We start from the raw sequence: 16374 nt of genomic DNA, 5'->3' as shown, positions 1-16374 counted from the left end.
GGAGTACGCGACTCCGGCAGAGGTACTGGGAGACATGCTCCTTGCGGGCGTACCCTGAAGACACCCCAATGGTGCACTAGAAACCTGAACCTGCCGCGTAGAAATCGACACTCTGGGTCCTGAAGTCGGAGCGGGAGGTTGCGCGTGGGGCGGAGGGTTGTGTGTGAAGCGGAAGGTTGTGCGAGGCGGGCAGAGTTGCGCGTGGAGGGGAAGGTTGTGCGTGTGGTGGCGCGGAAGCCCGGCGGCCGGTCACCCGATGGGTTTGAGGGCGTGCGCGTCGACGCCGTTGACGTCGGCGCCGGAGAGCGCGCGGGCCACCCACAGCGACCGTGCGGCATCGGCGAGGGAGCCGTTCGTCCCACCCCTGGCCGAGCGCAGGTACCAGAACATGTTCGTCACCTCGCGGGCGATCGCCGCGCCGATCCCGTACTGCGGGTCGATGCCGGCGAAGAGCGCGAGGTCCGCGGCGAAGCCCCGCAGCCATCCTGCCTGATCGCGGGGCGTGCGGGCGGGAATCTCGCCGAGGCGGTTCCACAGCACCGGCGCCACCGTGTACGCCGTGGGACCCGACAGCGGCTGCGGGTCGATCGCCTTCCACGTCGCGACTCCCGAGGCGTCCGGATTGCCGGCGAGGATGTTGTAGTAGTGGAGGTCGGCGTGGATGAGGGTGCTCTCCTCCGACGTCGCGAGCGTGTGCATCCACGTCCGCGCGATCGAGAGCAGACGGGCGTCGTCGCGAACAGTCTCCGACCAGCCACTGAGCATCGCGGCATCCGTGTCGAACGTCGTCAGCCAGCCGGCCGCGAGGTCCTGCACCCGGATGAAGTCGGGGCCGGCGGGGATCTCGAGCGACTTCTGCAGCGCACCCCACACCGGGGGCACATCAGGCAGCGGCAGCACCGAGAGATTGTCCTTCGTCCGCAGCCGCTCCTGCAGGGTGACCCGGAAGCTGCGGTCGTCCCTGATGACGCGCACCGCACCGTGTCCGTTCCACATCTTCAGCGCCCGCAGGGCCTGCGCGTGCGCGGCGGTGTGCGCCGAGGTGGGGGCCGCGAACCGCAGGACCCCCTGGTAGCTCTCCTGGGTGAGGACGGGAATGACGAGGCTCTCGCATCCGGCCCACGGGGCTCCGGGAACGTCGTCGAAGCGCAGATTCCACCGGTCGACGACCTCGTTGGCCATGAAGTCCAGCGCGGAGACCCACGCTTCGGTGCGCCCCTCGCCGATGATGTCCTTCGTCGAGCGGTAGAGGACGGGTGGGACCTTCACCGGTCCGCCTCTGCCCGGTCCGCCTCCGCCTGCTCGGCACCTCCGGCATAGGAGTAGCGCAGCGCCTGCGGGGCGGCGAAGACCGCGCGCGTGCGCGCCGACTCCCACACCCGCAGGGCGGCCTGCGGGTCCGTCTGCAGCCAGGGGAGCAGTGCGGCGGCGACCGCATCCTCGAGGTTGAGGGCGAGCTGTCCCGCCGACTCCGGATCGGTCGGGGAGGGGTCGAGCTGCCACGCGGGAGTGTCGGGCTGGGCATCCTCCTTGCCGAGCCTCTCGAGCATCTCGCCGGCCAGGGAGCCGAGCGACTCGAGGCGGGCGACCGCCTCGGCGCGCTCAGGGCTCTGCCGGTCGAAGCGCACTGCGAGGCGCTCGTAGCCGTAGGACGCGGCGCGGGCCTGGTCGAGGATCGTGTTCCACTCCGCGGCGGCCGGGGCGCTCGGGGTTCCGGCGTCGTCGCCGGCCTCGGCGGTCGGAGACGGCGTCGCGTCGCCATCGACTGCGGCGAAGGCATCGCGGAGGCGGCCGTCGGCGTCGTCGCGGATGGCTCCGTCGACGGTGCCGGCGGTGAGCGCGCAGCCGGTCGCGACGTCGACGAGGACCGGGATGAGACCCGAGCCGAGATCAGCCACCGCGTCGAACACGGCGGTGGAGACCGCCTCGGCGGCTTGGATGTAGGTGCGCCCCTGCTCCGTCGGGGGAGGGGAGGTGGCGAGTTCGGTCGGGGGCGCCCAGACGGGGCCGATCGCGTCCCGGAACTTCTGCAGGTCCTCCCCGGCGGTGGCGGGGTCCCCGTCGGCGACGTTCGTCGATGCGAGGATCCGGGCGATGCGGTTGCGCAGCTCTGCGCTCGCGTCGAGCTCGGGAACCTCCGGGGGTGCGTCGATGCGCAGCCCGCAGCCGGAGAGGAGGGAGAGCCCCGCTCCTGCCGCGCCGACGATGAGGACGGAACGGCGACTGACGGGGAAACGCATACGCCAATCGTAGCGGATGCTTAACGTACGTCCGGGCTGTCGCATAGGGTGGGATGAACCCACGCGAGCGATGAGATCGGCAGGCGTTCCCGGGCCTCCTGAAATCCTCGCCCGAGCCGAGAAGAAAGAGATGGTGGAGAGCATGCACGAGGACGTCGCCCGGATCGAAGAGCTGCTGGAAGGTCCCCTGACCGCGGCCGGATTCCACCTCGAATCCGTCAAGGCCGTCGCCGCCGGACAGCGGCGCACGCTCACCGTCGTCGTCGACCTCGACGAGTCGAGCGCGGAGCCGATGTCGATGGACAAGATCGCCGAATCGACGCAGATCGTCAGCGACGCCCTCGACACCGTGGAGATCTTCCGCGACAAGCCCTACCAGCTCGAGGTCACCAGCCCCGGAGCGACCCGCAGGCTCGAGTGCCCGCGCCACTTCAAACGGGTGCTCGGGCGCCGACTCGATGTCAGCACGAAGAAGGAGAACTTCAAACTCGACCTCGAGGAGGTCGGCGAGGACGCGATCACCGGCACCGATCCGGCCCGCCGCGAGAAGCGCACCGTCGGCCTCGGCGACATCGTCAAAGCCCACGTCGAACTGCGCTTCCGCTGATTTGTCCCGGCATGGCCGCTGATCCGGCAGGGGATCCGGCGGGCGCCGAGGCGGGGGCAGGGCGGCACAACCGCTGATCCGGCGGGCGCCGAGGCGGGGCTGTCGTCGCACTGCCCGCGACCGATCCGCGGTGCTGGTGTGGGATAGAATGGTGTGCTTGCATAAGTGAAGACCGACAATTCAATGCTCGTGGGCGACCCCGTTCGCTGGAGCCGGAGAGGATATGGGCTATGGATATCGACCTCGATGTTCTGCGCGTCATCGAACGTGAGCGCGAGATTCCGTTCGACACCCTGATCGAACTCATCGAACAGGCGCTCTTCCTTGCCTACCAGAAGACCGAGGGTGCGTGGCAGGATGCCCGCGCCGAACTCGACAAGAAGACCGGCGAGGTCCGGATCTGGGCCGTCGAGTTCGACAACGACGACAATCCCATCGGCGAATTCGACGACACTCCCTCCGGGTTCGGCCGCATCGCCGCGCAGACGGCGCGCCAGGTCATCCACCAGCGCCTGCGCGACGTCGAGGACGAATCGGTGCTCGGCAGTTTCAAGGGCCGCGAGGGCGAGATCGTCTCCGGCACCATCCAGCAGGGCAGGGATCCGCAGATGGTCCAGGTCGACCTCGGCGAGGTCGAAGCCGTGCTGCCCCCGCACGAACAGGTGCCCGGCGAGGAGTACGGCCACGGCAAGCGCCTGCGCGTCTACATCGCCGACGTCCACAAGGGACCCAAGGGCACCTCGGTGACGGTCTCGCGCACCCACCCCAACCTCGTCCGCCGCCTCTTCGCGCTCGAAGCCCCGGAGATCGCCGACGGCACCGTCGAGATCGTCTCCCTGGCCAGGGAGGCCGGACACCGGACGAAGCTCGCGGTCCGCGCGACGAAGCCCGGCGTCAACGCGAAGGGCTCGTGCATCGGCGAGCTCGGCTCCCGGGTGCGCGCGGTGATGAACGAACTCGGCCAGGAGAAGATCGACATCGTCGACTACAGCGACGACCCCGCGAAGTTCGTCGCCCATGCGCTCTCCCCGGCGAAGGCGACGCGCGTCGACATCCTCGACGCCGGCGCCCAGGAGTCTCGGGCCGTCGTCCCCCGCGACCAGCTGTCCCTGGCGATCGGCAAGGAGGGGCAGAACGCCCGCCTCGCCGCGAAGCTCACCGGCTGGAAGATCGACATCGTCGCCGAGGACTGAGACCGCAGGCCGGCCCACCGTCACCAAGGCGCCATCGCCGAGGCGGTCGTCCGGTGGGTCGTGGAGCGAGGTCACAAGGGTCCCTGAGGAAACCCGGCGGCGCCTCCGTGACCCCGGACACAGTCGCCGGTGGCGCGGCGCGGAATAGAAGTGCGGTAGAATTGTTGACTGTGAATGTCGGCAGTGCACCTCGAAGGACGTGCATCGCCTGCAGGAAGACTGCGAACCGGGACGAACTCGTGCGTTTCGTGTATCGACCCGATGAGCAGCCGGCCATCGTCCGCGACGTGTCAGCGACACTGCCCGGACGTGGCGCCTGGATCCACCCGGACGTCGAGTGCCTGATGAAGGCGCGGACCCCGGCACCCTTCGCTCGAGCCTTTCGAACGAAGATCACCGCTTCGGATCTCCCGGAGCTGGACATCGAACCCCAGAAGAACGGGTGAGCTAAGAATGGCTGACAAGTAGTGAGTGTCGTGCGATGACACCCTCACCGGAATTCGAGAGAGCAGTGTAATGAGACCTGCTCTTCACTGATGAGGTTCTTTCCTGACCGGGAAAGAACCCGGACAGGAGAACTGTGGCAAAGCCCCGTGTCCATGAGCTCGCGAAAGAGCTCGGCACAACCAGCAAGATCGTCCTCGAGAAACTCCAGGACATGGGCGAATTCGTTCGCTCCGCCTCCTCGACGCTCGAAGCCCCCGTCGTCCGACGGGTGAAGGAGGCGTTCGCCGATTCCGCGCCTGCCTCCGGCAAGGCGAGCGGCGATTCCGCCAAGAAGCCGGCTGCCAAGCCCGGCCAGAAGTCTGCGGCCAAGCCCGGCGCCCCGGCGGCGAAGCCTGCCGCGAAGCCCGGAGCCAAGCCGGCACCGAAGGCTGATACCGCCGACGCGAAGCCGGCTGCCGCGAAGCCCGCGGCGAAGCCTGCCGCCAAGCCCGCTGCGAAGCCCGCCGCCGAGGCGGAGGCTCCTGCCGCACCGCCGGCCGCCGACGAGTCGGCTGCCCGTCCCGCGGCTCCCAAGCCCGGCGGTGCACCGAAGCCCGGCGCCGCCAAGCCCGGTGGTGCCGCACCGAAGCCCGGCGGTCGCCAGGGCGGACAGGCGGCACGTCCCGGCAACAACCCGTTCGCGCCCTCGCAGGGCATGCCGAAGCCGGGCGGACGCTCGGGCGGCCCGAAGCCCGGCAGCCGTCAGGGCGGCCAGGGCGGTGCCCGTCCCGGCAACAACCCGTTCGCGAACTCGCAGGGCATGCCGAAGCCGGGTCAGCGTCCGGCTCGTCCCGCCGGTGAGGCCGGCGCTGCCGGACCGCGTCCGGGAGCCCCGCGACCCAACCCGTCGATGATGAAGAACTCCGCGCTCAACAAGCCGGCCCCCGGTCGGGGACGCGGCGGAGGCGGACGCAACGCTCCGGCCGGCGGACCCGGGGGAGGCCCCGCGGGCGCTCCCGGCAGCGCACCGGCAGGTCGTCGCGGACCGGGCGGAGGCCCGGGTGGCGGCGGTCGCGGCTCCGGTCGCGGTCGCGGCAGCACCCAGGGTGCGTTCGGTCGCGGCGGCGGTCCGCGCCAGAAGGGCCGGAAGTCGAAGCGGGCCAAGCGCGCCGAACTCGAGCAGATGCAGGCGCCGTCGATCGGCGGCGTGACCGTTCCGCGCGGTGACGGCGAGACTCCGCTGCGCCTGCGCCGCGGCTCCTCGCTCGCCGACTTCGCCGAGAAGATCAACACCGACCCGACGAACCTCGTCACGGTGCTCTTCCACCTCGGCGAGATGGCGACGATCACCCAGTCGCTTGACGAGGACACCTTCCAGGTCCTCGGTGAGGAGCTCGGCTACAAGATCGAGATCGTCTCTCCCGAGGACGAGGACCGCGAGCTGCTCGAGACCTTCGACATCGACCTCGATGCCGAAGCCGCCGAGGAGGACGACGACGATCTCGTCGCCCGGCCCCCGGTCGTCACCGTCATGGGTCACGTCGACCACGGCAAGACGAAGCTGCTCGACGCGATCCGGTCGGCCAACGTCGTCGCCCGCGAGGCCGGCGGCATCACCCAGCACATCGGCGCCTACCAGGTCGAGGTCGAGCATGAGGGCGCCGAGCGCCGCATCACGTTCCTCGACACCCCGGGTCACGAGGCGTTCACCGCCATGCGTGCCCGTGGTGCGAAGTCGACGGACCTCGCGATCCTCGTGGTCGCCGCCGACGACGGCGTGATGCCGCAGACGATCGAGGCGCTCAACCACGCGCAGGCCGCGGATGTGCCGATCGTCGTGGCGGTCAACAAGATCGACAAGGAGGGTGCGAACCCGGCCAAGGTCATGCAGCAGCTCACCGAGTACAACCTCGTGGCCGAGGAGTACGGCGGCGACACGATGTTCGTCCCGATCTCCGCGCTCAAGCGCGAGGGCATCGACGAGCTCCTGGAGTCGGTGCTGCTGACCACGGACGCCGCTCTCGACCTGCGGGCGAACCCGAACAAGGCCGCCCGCGGCATCGCGATCGAAGCCAAGCTCGACAAGGGCCGCGGCGCCGTCGCGACCGTCCTCGTCGAGTCCGGCACCCTGCGTCAGGGCGATGCGATCGTCTGCGGCACGGCCTTCGGCCGCGTCCGTGCGATGTTCGACGAGAACGGCAATTCCGTCGCCGAGGCGGGACCCTCGCGTCCCGTCCAGGTGCTCGGTCTGTCCTCGGTGCCGCGCGCCGGTGATTCGTTCATCTCCACCGATGACGACCGCACCGCCCGGCAGATCGCCGAGAAGCGCGATGCCATCGAGCGCAACGCCGCCCAGGCCCGTGGCCGCAAGCGGATCAGCCTCGAGGACTTCACCAAGGCACTCGCCGAGGGCAAGGTCGACATGCTCAACCTCATCCTCAAGGGCGATGTCTCCGGTGCCGTCGAGGCGCTCGAGGATTCTCTGCTCAAGATCGACGTCGGCGACGAGGTCGACCTCCGCATCATCCACCGCGGCGTCGGTGCGATCACGGAGAACGACATCAACCTCGCCACCGTCGACAACGCGATCGTCATCGGCTTCAACGTCCGGCCGGAGGCGAAGGCCCGCGACCTGGCCGACCGCGAAGGCGTCGACGTGCGCTACTACTCGGTCATCTACCAGGCGATCGACGACATCGAGAACTCGCTCAAGGGCATGCTCAAGCCCGAGTTCGAAGAGGTCCAGACCGGCTCCGCGGAGATCCGCGAGGTCTTCCGGTCCTCGAAGTTCGGCAACATCGCCGGCTCGATCGTCCGCGACGGGGTCATCACCCGCAACTCCGCTGCGCGCGTCACGCGCGACGGCGTGGTCATCGGGGACAACCTCAAGGTCGAATCGCTGCGGCGGTTCAAGGACGACGCCACCGAGGTGCGCGAGGGCTACGAGTGCGGTATCGGACTCGGCAGCTTCAACGACCTGCGCGTCGGTGACATCATCGAGACCTTCGAGATGCAGGAGAAGCCCCGCGACTGATCGCGATGCTGGACAAGCGGCCGGTGCACCTGTGCACCGGCCGCTTCGCTCCGTTTAGACTTTCACTTCCGGGCAACCGCCCGACATGGACAGAGGATGAGGACATGGCAGACGCAACCCGCGCACGCAAGATCGCCGATCAGATCAAGGTCATCGTGGCGAGCACGATCGAACGCAGGCTCAAGGACCCGCGCCTCGGCTTCGTCACGGTCACCGACGTCCGCGTCACCGGCGACCTCCAGCACGCGACGATCTTCTACACCGTCTACGGTGACGGCTCCGACCTCGAGTCGACGGCCGCCGCCCTCGAGTCCGCGAAGGGCTTCATCCGCTCCGAGGTCGGCAAGGGGCTGACGATCCGGCTCACCCCGAGCCTCGAGTTCGTCGCCGACGCCGTCCCCGAGGAGGCCCAGCGCCTCGACAACCTGCTCGCCCGCGCCGCAGCCGACGATGCGCGCATCGCCGATCTCAAGAAGGACGCGAAGCACGCCGGCGATGCCGATCCGTACCGGAAGGCCGAGGCCGACACCGACGAAGTCTGAGACTTTCCTCGCCCTCGTCCGCAGCCCTCCGGCCTGTCGTCGCACCGCGACGGCAGGCCGCTGAACTGGGGCGGAGGTGACACGTCGCATTGTGCGAACGCGAGCTTCGCCACACTGGGCGAAAAAATCCCTCGTAACAGTTTTGTTATCTTTCCGCGATGCCCTAGACTTCTTCGGGTAACGATCTGATTACGACTCTGTTAAGGGAATTCTGCATTGGGTAAGCACTCTTCACCAAAGCCCGGCTTCGCCAAGCAACTGATCCGGGACCTCACTCCCGCGACCAAGCGCTCGAGCGGCCGTCACTCTGCTGAGGCCCCTTCGACGGCCACGTCCGTGCTCGCCACGGTCAAGCAGCGGCCCGTCGTCGCAGCGATCGCCGTGCCGGCGGCCGCCACGGCAGCCGTGGTCGGATCGACCGTCGTCATGGGCCCGCCGGAGACCGGCACCGTGACGACCGAAGCCGCGAGCACCGCGCAGCAGGAGCCCGCCTCGACCCCCTCGGCCGTGAGCCAGGACGAGATCGATGCGCAGCGCGCGGAAGCCGGCGAGAAGTACATCGAAGAGGTCAAGAAGGACCCGAAGTACAAGAACAAGACGTCGAAGACCACGCTCGAGGTCAAGACGCCGAAGCCGAAGCCCACCGCGGAGACCGAGTCGAAGGACGAGAAGCCGTCCTCCTCGCCGTCGAAGGACAGCGGTTCGGACTCGAAGAGCAGCGGCAGCACCCCGAGCGGCGTGGAGACCCCGCCGTGCAAGGTGTCGTCGTCGATCGAATCGACGCTCCTGCCCAACGCCGTCAACGGCTACCGTGCCGTGTGCGCGAAGTTCCCCGAGGTCAAGACCTACGGTGGCCGCCGCCAGGGGTCGGGCACGTCCGACCACTACACCGGCGAAGCCGTCGACATCATGATCTCCGGCCCGACCGGGGACCGGATCTCCGAATACCTCATCAAGAACGCCAAGGCGCTCAACGTCAAGTACGTCATCTTCGAACAGCGGATCTGGATGCCCGGCAGCGGCTGGAAGTCGATGGAGGACCGCGGTTCGGCGACGCAGAACCACATGGACCACGTCCACGCCTCGTTCAACTGATCCCCGCCTGAGCACGATCGACTGACACCGGTGACCGATCCTTCCCCGCAGGGCATCCTCGTCTGCGACAAACCACAGGGCCTGACCTCCCACGGGGTCGTCTCGCGGCTGCGCCGCTGGTACGGCACCCGCAAGGTCGGCCACGCCGGCACCCTCGACCCGATGGCCACCGGCGTGCTCGTCCTCGGACTCGGCCGCGGGACGAAGCTGCTCACGCACATCACGGGCGTGACGAAGACCTACCAGGCGACGATCCGCCTCGGCGCGGGCACTCCGACCGACGACGCGGACTCCGAGGTCGACGTCCTCGCCGATCCCGCGGTCCTCAGCGCCGTCAGCGACGGTGACATCGACGCCGGCGTCGGTCGGCTCCGCGGCGTCATCGACCAGGTGCCGAGTGCGGTCTCGGCGATCAAGGTCGACGGCAAGCGGTCGTACGCGCGGGTGCGCGCCGGTGAGGACGTCGTCCTCGAGCCCCGCCGGGTCGAGATCACCCTCTTCGACGTCCTCGAGATCCGCCGCGACCTCGAGGCGGGACACCTCGACCTCGACGTCGTCGTCGACTGCTCCTCGGGCACGTACATCAGGGCGCTCGCGAGGGACCTCGGCGCCGACCTCGGCGTCCACGGTCATCTCACCGCGCTGCGCCGCACCCGCGTCGGTCCCTTCGCGCTCAGCCAGGCGGTGACGATCCCCGAGGATCTCGACGCTCCTGCGCCCCCGCTCATCTCCCTCGCCGAGGCGACCGCGGGCCTGCTGCCCGCCGTCGAGGTCGGCGCGGCGCAGGCGACCGCGCTCATGCAGGGCAAGGCCCTGGCAGGGCCATGGGACGTCGCCGGCGACGAGGTCGCGGCACTCCACGACGGCGAGCTCGTCTCCGTCGCCGAGGTGCGTGCCGACGGCAGTCTCAAGTCGCGCACCGCCTTCGCCATCGACCGCGCGTGAGCCGGTTCGCAGACCATCCCGGCCTGCGATACTCTGAGTCGGTGCACGGAAGGAGCAGCGCTCGAGTGGAGATCTATCACGGCCTGGACGAGGTCCCGGACTTCGACCCCGGCACCGTCATCACCCTGGGCAACTTCGACGGCGTCCACCGTGGGCATCAGACAGTCCTCCGCGCCGTCGCCGCCGAGGCCGTCGAGCATTCGCTGACGTCGGTGGCGATGACCTTCGACCCGCACCCGCGCACGATCCACAGTCCGGACACCCCGACGCTGATGATCACGAGCCCGGAGCAGAAGTCCGCGCTCATCGCCGAGACCGGAATCGACGTCCTCTTCGTCCAGCCCTACGACCTCGAGTTCGCCGCGCAGACGCCGGAGGAGTTCGTCGCCCGGTACTTCGTCGAGGGGCTGAAGTGCCGGTGCGTCGTCGTCGGCGACGATGTCAGGTTCGGCCACGACAACTCCGGGACCATCGAGACCCTGCGCCGCCTCGGCGAGGAGATGGGGTTCACCACGGTGACGATCGATGAGGTCGGGCGCGGGGGACGGTATTCGTCGTCGCGGATCCGTGACCAGATCATCGCCGGTGATGTCGCCGAGGCGGCCGATCAGCTCGGTCGCTACCACCGGGTCGAGGGCACCGTCGTCCACGGTGACGCCCGCGGACGCGACCTCGGGTTCCCCACGGCCAACCTCTCCGCCGACGCCGCGGGACTCATTCCCGCCGACGGCGTCTACGCGGGCTGGGCGAGCTTCGAGGGGGAGGAGCATCCGTTCCCCGCCGCGATCTCGATCGGGACGAACCCGACGTTCCAGGGTGACTGCCGCCGGGTCGAGGCCTACGTGCTCGACAAGGAGTTCGGGGAGTTCGACGTCTACGACCGGCACATGACCCTTGACTTCGTCGCGCGCATCCGCGGACAGGTGACCTTCACGGGCATGGACGCGCTCATCGCGCAGATGCACGAGGACATCGCCGATGTGCGCGAGGTCCTGCACACCTGATAAGCTGAACTCTGCCGTTTTCACCGGCCGCGGTCCCAGAGGGCTGGAACTGACCTGTTCCGGCGCCGCGCAACGATACGTAAGGAGAACTCCATGGCTCTCGATACTGCCACGAAGCAAGAGATCATCAAGGAATACGGAACTCACGAGGGCGACACCGGTTCTCCCGAGGTTCAGGTTGCCCTGCTGACCCGCCGGATCACGGATCTCACCGAACACTTCAAGGATCACAAGCACGACCACCATTCGCGTCGTGGCCTGTTGCTCCTCGTCGGTCAGCGCCGCCGGATGCTCAAGTACCTCCAGCAGGTCGACATCGAGCGCTACCGCTCGCTCATCAAGCGCCTCGGCCTGCGCCGCTGATTCCAGCGCCGTTGCGTCCAGCGCCGCTGATTCGGGTCGACCCGGATCCGCGGCCGGCTCGCTGAGGCTGCTTCTTCGCTGAAGCCGTTGCTTCGCTGAGGTTGCTATTGCGCTGAGTCCGTCAGCTCGCACGAACGCCCCGCCCTTCTCGGCGGGGCGTTCGTCGTTGCCGGGGGAGTGGGCTGGCTGGGCTGGGGGTGTGGCGCCGGTGCAGTGCGGTGCGCTTCGGCGACACAGGGTGCGCTGAGCGACTGTCGGCCAAAAGTGAAATGGCGCTCGACTAGTGGCCGGGCGATTCTACTTCTGGCCGCCAGCCGGTGGTGTGTCGCGAACTTCTCGCCGGCAGATCGACTTCCGGCTGGCACAAGGACTTCTCGCGCAAGGGTGCGTCAGAGCTTCTGCGCCGGTGTTGCGACACGGGGTGCGCGGAGTGCCTGTCGGCCAAAAGTGAAATGGCGCTCGACTAGTGGCCGGGCGATTCTACTTCTGGCCGACAGTCGGTGGCGTGTCGCGAACTTCTCGCCGGCAGATCGACTTTCGGCTGGCGCAACGACTTCTCGCGGACAGGACTTCTGGGCGGCCGAACAAGTTTCGGCTGGCGCAACGACTTCTCGCGCAAGGGAGCGTCTGAGTTTCGGCGCCAGTGTTGCGACACGGGGTGCGCGGAGTGCCTGTCGGCCAAAAGTCGAATGGCGCTCGACTAGTGGTCGGGTGATTCTACTTCCGGCCGACAGTCGGTGGCGTGTCGCGAACTTCTCGCCGGCAGATCGACTTTCCGCTGGCGCAACGACTTCTCGCGCAAGGGTGCGTCAGAGCTTCTGCGCCGGTGTTTCGACACGGGGTGCGCTGAGCGACTGTCGGCCAAAAGTGAAATGGCGCTCGACTAGTGGCCGCGTGATTCTACTTCTGGCCGCCAGCCGGTGGCGTGTCGCGGACTTCTCGCCGGCAGATCGACTTTCTGCTGGCACAATGACTTTTCGCGGACAGGACTTCTCGCCGGCGCAACGACTTTCGGCTGGCACGACGACTTCTGGCCGGCACGCAGCGCACGACGGGCAGCGCTCTCGGCACCCTCGCGCGCACCCGCGAGACCCCGGCCGTGACCGGGAGTTCAGCTGTGCGCGGACCCACGGTCGGATGACGGCAACTGCGGTAGACTGACCGGCGGACACCTATGCCATGGACGTTTCGGTCCTCGGTAGTGGCCTCCGGAGGAAGGCAGATGCCCGCGCAGACGCCCTCATCCGTGGGCCCCGATCGATGACCGGCCCTGGTTCCATGGCGTCCACGACACTGTCCGCCGGCGCGGCAGGCGCACCCGCCCGTCCGTCGGCATTGAACTAGGAGACTACGTGGGTACCACCCCTGAAACCACCGTGGCCACGATCGACAACGGTCGCTTCGGCTCACACACCATCCGCTTCGAAACCGGCCGGCTGGCCAAGCAGGCCGCCGGCTCCGCCGTCGCCTACCTCGACGACGACACGATGCTGCTCTCGGCGACCACCGCCGGCAAGCACCCCCGTGAGGGCTTCGACTTCTTCCCGCTCACCGTCGACGTCGAAGAGCGCATGTACGCCGCCGGCCGCATCCCCGGCTCGTTCTTCCGCCGTGAGGGCCGCCCCTCGACCGACGCGATCCTCACCTGCCGCCTCATCGACCGTCCGCTGCGCCCGTCCTTCGTCAAGGGCCTGCGCAACGAGGTCCAGGTCGTCGTCACCGTGATGTCGATCAACCCCGACCACCTCTACGACGCCCTGGCGATCAACGCCGCGTCGATGTCGACCCAGCTCTCGGGTCTGCCGTTCTCCGGCCCCATCGGCGGCGTGCGCATCGCGCTCATCGACGGTCAGTGGGTCGCCTTCCCGAACTTCTCGCAGCTCGACGACGCCGTCTTCGACATGGTCGTCGCCGGTCGCATGGTCGGTGACGACGTCGCCATCATGATGGTCGAGGCCGAGGCCACCGAGAACTCGATCGACCTCGTGAAGACCGGCGCGACAGCCCCCACCGAGGAGGTCGTGGCCGAAGGTCTCGAAGCCGCCAAGCCCTTCATCGCCGAACTCTGCCGCGCCCAGCAGGAACTCGCCGACCAGGCCGCGAAGCCGACCGTCGAGTTCCCCGTCTTCCGCGACTACCAGGACGACGTCTTCGAGGCCGTCAAGGACCTCGCCGAGGCGAAGCAGACCGAGAACTTCCAGATCGCCGACAAGCAGGAGCGCGAAGCCGCCGGCGAAGAGCTCCTCGCAGAGCTCTTCGACAAGCTCGGCGAGCGCTTCGAGGGCCGCGAGAAGGAGATCGCCGCGGCGCTCAACGCCCTGACGAAGCAGGTCGTGCGCAAGCGCATCCTCACCGAGCAGGTCCGCATCGACGGACGCGGGCTCAAGGACATCCGTCCGCTCTCGGCCGAGGTCGGCGTCATCCCGCGCGTCCACGGCTCGGCGCTCTTCCAGCGCGGCGAGACCCAGATCCTCGGCATCACCACGCTCAACATGCTCAAGCTCGAGCAGCAGATCGACTCGCTGTCGCCGGTGACCTCGAAGCGCTACATGCACCACTACAACTTCCCGCCCTACTCGACCGGTGAGACCGGCCGGGTGGGCAGCCCGAAGCGCCGCGAGATCGGCCACGGCGCTCTGGCCGAGCGCGCCCTGGCCCCGGTCCTGCCCTCGCGCGAGGAGTTCCCGTACGCGATCCGCCAGGTCTCCGAGGCCCTCGGTTCGAACGGGTCGACCTCGATGGGCTCCGTGTGCGCCTCGACGCTGTCGATGCTCAACGCCGGTGTGCCCCTCCAGGCACCCGTGGCCGGCATCGCGATGGGCCTCGTCTCCGACGTCATCTCCACCGACCAGGGCGAGCAGACCGCATACGCGGCCCTGACCGACATCCTCGGTGCGGAAGACGCCTTCGGCGACATGGACTTCAAGGTCGCCGGCACCCGGGACTTCGTCACCGCGATCCAGCTCGACACGAAGCTCGACGGTCTGCCCTCCTCGGTGCTCACCGCCGCGCTCAAGCAGGCCCGCGAGGCCCGCATGGTCATCCTCGACGTCATGGCCGAGGCCATCGACGCCCCGGGTGAGATGGCGGCGACGGCTCCGCGGATCATCTCGGTGAACATCCCCGTCGACAAGATCGGCGAGGTCATCGGCCCCAAGGGCAAGATGATCAACCAGATCCAGGAGGACACCGGCGCGGACATCAGCATCGAGGACGACGGCACCGTGCTCATCGGCGCGACCGACGGCACCTCCGCCGAGGCGGCCCGCTCGATGATCAACGCGATCGCCAACCCGCAGGTCCCCGAGGTCGGCGAACGCTACCTCGGCACCGTGGTCAAGACGATGAGCTTCGGCGCGTTCGTCTCGCTCACCCCGGGCAAGGACGGGCTCCTCCACATCTCCGAGCTGCGCAAGCTCAACGACGGCAAGCGCGTCGAGGACGTCGAGGACGTCGTCGGCGTGGGCCAGAAGGTCCAGGTCGAGATCACGAAGATCGACGACCGCGGCAAGCTCTCGCTCGCTCCCGTCGTCGACGGCGATGACGACGCGGACGCCGAGGCGGATGAGGAGTCGGAGAACTGATCCCAGGCTCCACGCACACCGGGGAGGACAGCCGCATCGAACGGTCTGTCCTCCCCGGTGGTCTCACCGTCACCACCGAGCACATGCCGGGTCTCGCCTCCGAGACGATCGGCATCTGGGTCGCCGCCGGGTCCCGTGACGAGACCGCGGCGACCGCCGGCTCGACCCATTTCCTCGAGCACATGCTCTTCAAGGGCACCTCGACGAAGGACGCGAAGACGATCGCCGCGGCCTTCGACCGCACGGGCGGGGACTCCAACGCCATCACGGCCAAGGAGTTCACGTGCTACTACTCCCGCTGCCTCGTCACCGACCTCCCGGCGATCACCTCGCTGCTCCTCGACATGGTCTCCGACTCCACGCTCGACCCTGTGGAGTTCGAACGTGAGCGCGGGGTCATCATCGAAGAGCTCGCGATGGCCGCCGACGATCCCGGCGACGTCCTCTTCGACGACTTCGACGCCCTCGTCTTCGCCGATCACCCGCTGGCCCGTCCCGTCGGAGCGACGAAGGACCAGATCCGGGTGCTCGGCCACCACACCCTGCTCGACCACTACGCCTCGACCTACGTGCCCGGCCAGCTCATCATCGCCGCGGCCGGCGGCGCCGAGCACTCCGAGGTCGTCGGCATGGTCGAACGGGCACTGACCGAGACCGGGGCGTTCGCGACGACCGTGGCCCTGCCGGAAGAGGTCTCGACCTCACCGGGCGCAGGCGTCATCGGGCACCCGCACGCGGCCGCCTCGGCGCGCACCCTGCCCGAATTCCGCACCGGCCGCTCGCACACGACCAAGGACACCGAGCAGTTGGGGATGCTGCTCGGATGCCAGGGTCTGCCCGAGGGCCACCCGGACCGGTTCGTCTACTCGGTGCTGCTCACCCTGCTCGGCGGCGGCATGTCCTCGCGGCTGTTCCAGAGCATCCGCGAGGAGCGGGGGCTCGCCTACGCGGTCAACGCGACCGCGAGCCAGTTCACCGACATCGGGACGTTCGGGATCTACGCCGGGTGCAGCCCCGAGAACGGGCAGGCCGTCCTCGACCTGGCACTGACCGAATGGGACCGCCTCGCGCAGCTCCCGCCGAGCCGTGCCGAACTCGACGAGATCGTCTCCCAGCTCTCCGGATCGATGGTGCTCGGACTCGAATCCTCGGCGGCGCGGATGAACCGCCTGGCCCGGGCCGAGATCTTCGGCATCCCGCTCGAAGCGCCCTTCGACCTCATCGAGCGCATCCGCTCGGTCACCCCCGACCAGGTCAGCGCCATGGCCGGCGATCTCCTCGTGCGACCGAAGGCGCTCTCCCTCGTCGGCCCGGCCACCGACGTCGCACTGCGGGACTGAG

General features: G+C 68.5%; 13 protein-coding genes. 11 read left to right on the top strand and 2 right to left on the bottom strand.

Translation table 11 applies throughout. From position 1 onward, the window contains the following. Positions 1-249: 249 nt before the first annotated feature. Positions 250-1269: an aminoglycoside phosphotransferase family protein gene (locus ACFQ91_RS17015; protein ID WP_198499131.1), complete on the bottom strand. Its 1020-nt coding sequence runs from the start codon at positions 1267-1269 to the stop codon at positions 250-252. Next, positions 1266-2240 carry a hypothetical protein gene (locus tag ACFQ91_RS17010; protein ID WP_344258282.1) on the bottom strand — a complete coding sequence of 325 codons (975 nt, stop codon included), beginning with the start codon at positions 2238-2240 and terminating at the stop codon, positions 1266-1268. Before ACFQ91_RS17010 ends, ACFQ91_RS17015 begins: the two co-directional genes overlap by 4 nt. A 130-nt stretch (positions 2241-2370) precedes the next feature. Here ACFQ91_RS17010 and rimP point away from each other — a divergent pair, with 130 nt between their 5' ends. The 11 genes from rimP to ACFQ91_RS16955 all read left to right on the top strand — a co-directional run bounded on the left by rimP (position 2371) and on the right by ACFQ91_RS16955 (position 16373). Next, positions 2371-2847 (top strand): ribosome maturation factor RimP, encoded by a 477-nt coding sequence (gene rimP / locus ACFQ91_RS17005; RefSeq protein WP_232623634.1) that lies wholly within the window; start codon positions 2371-2373, stop codon positions 2845-2847. A gap of 230 nt (positions 2848-3077) precedes the next feature. After that, positions 3078-4040, top strand: a complete 963-nt coding sequence (gene nusA / locus ACFQ91_RS17000; protein WP_137826046.1) for a transcription termination factor NusA — start codon at positions 3078-3080, stop codon at positions 4038-4040. A gap of 53 nt (positions 4041-4093) precedes the next feature. Beyond that, a complete protein-coding gene (locus ACFQ91_RS16995) occupies positions 4094-4486 on the top strand; it encodes a YlxR family protein (RefSeq protein WP_376873121.1) in 393 nt (130 codons plus the stop codon). Positions 4487-4620: 134 nt separating this feature from the next. Continuing rightward, a complete protein-coding gene (gene infB / locus ACFQ91_RS16990) occupies positions 4621-7500 on the top strand; it encodes a translation initiation factor IF-2 (protein ID WP_211979029.1) in 2880 nt (959 codons plus the stop codon). Positions 7501-7604: 104 nt separating this feature from the next. Beyond that, a complete protein-coding gene (gene rbfA / locus ACFQ91_RS16985; RefSeq protein WP_198499128.1) occupies positions 7605-8042 on the top strand; it encodes a 30S ribosome-binding factor RbfA in 438 nt (145 codons plus the stop codon). Between the two features lie 336 nt (positions 8043-8378). After that, positions 8379-9137, top strand: coding sequence for a ligand-binding protein SH3 (locus tag ACFQ91_RS16980; RefSeq protein WP_249121047.1), 759 nt, complete (start codon positions 8379-8381; stop codon positions 9135-9137). 30 nt (positions 9138-9167) lie between these two features. Then, positions 9168-10082 carry a tRNA pseudouridine(55) synthase TruB gene (truB, locus tag ACFQ91_RS16975; RefSeq protein ID WP_344251718.1) on the top strand — a complete coding sequence of 305 codons (915 nt, stop codon included), beginning with the start codon at positions 9168-9170 and terminating at the stop codon, positions 10080-10082. Positions 10083-10147: 65 nt separating this feature from the next. Further along, positions 10148-11086: a bifunctional riboflavin kinase/FAD synthetase gene (locus ACFQ91_RS16970; protein WP_211979033.1), complete on the top strand. Its 939-nt coding sequence runs from the start codon at positions 10148-10150 to the stop codon at positions 11084-11086. 93 nt (positions 11087-11179) lie between these two features. Next, on the top strand, positions 11180-11449 hold the full coding sequence (gene rpsO / locus ACFQ91_RS16965) for a 30S ribosomal protein S15 (protein ID WP_137826052.1): 270 nt from the start codon (positions 11180-11182) through the stop codon (positions 11447-11449). A 1352-nt stretch (positions 11450-12801) separates the two neighbouring features. Beyond that, positions 12802-15033, top strand: coding sequence for a polyribonucleotide nucleotidyltransferase (locus ACFQ91_RS16960; protein ID WP_344251719.1), 2232 nt, complete (start codon positions 12802-12804; stop codon positions 15031-15033). Beyond that, positions 15030-16373 (top strand): M16 family metallopeptidase, encoded by a 1344-nt coding sequence (locus ACFQ91_RS16955; RefSeq protein WP_376912019.1) that lies wholly within the window; start codon positions 15030-15032, stop codon positions 16371-16373. The genes ACFQ91_RS16960 and ACFQ91_RS16955 overlap by 4 nt, the downstream gene beginning before the upstream one ends. Position 16374 lies beyond the last annotated feature (1 nt).

The sequence above is a fragment of the Brevibacterium sp. NPDC056726 genome (assembly GCF_042790515.1).
In the GTDB taxonomy this organism is placed as follows: domain Bacteria; phylum Actinomycetota; class Actinomycetes; order Actinomycetales; family Brevibacteriaceae; genus Brevibacterium; species Brevibacterium sanguinis.
This window is presented reverse-complemented; position numbering and strand designations above follow the sequence as displayed.

Bases quoted from the DNA above. Each gene is read 5' to 3' on its own strand.
- ACFQ91_RS17010 (WP_344258282.1), bottom strand. From the start codon at position 2,240: ATGCGTTTCCCCGTCAGTCGCCGTTCCGTCCTCATCGTCGGCGCGGCA.
- rbfA (WP_198499128.1), top strand. From the start codon at position 7,605: ATGGCAGACGCAACCCGCGCACGCAAGATCGCCGATCAGATCAAGGTC.
- nusA (WP_137826046.1), top strand. From the start codon at position 3,078: ATGGATATCGACCTCGATGTTCTGCGCGTCATCGAACGTGAGCGCGAG.
- rpsO (WP_137826052.1), top strand. From the start codon at position 11,180: ATGGCTCTCGATACTGCCACGAAGCAAGAGATCATCAAGGAATACGGA.
- rimP (WP_232623634.1), top strand. From the start codon at position 2,371: ATGGTGGAGAGCATGCACGAGGACGTCGCCCGGATCGAAGAGCTGCTG.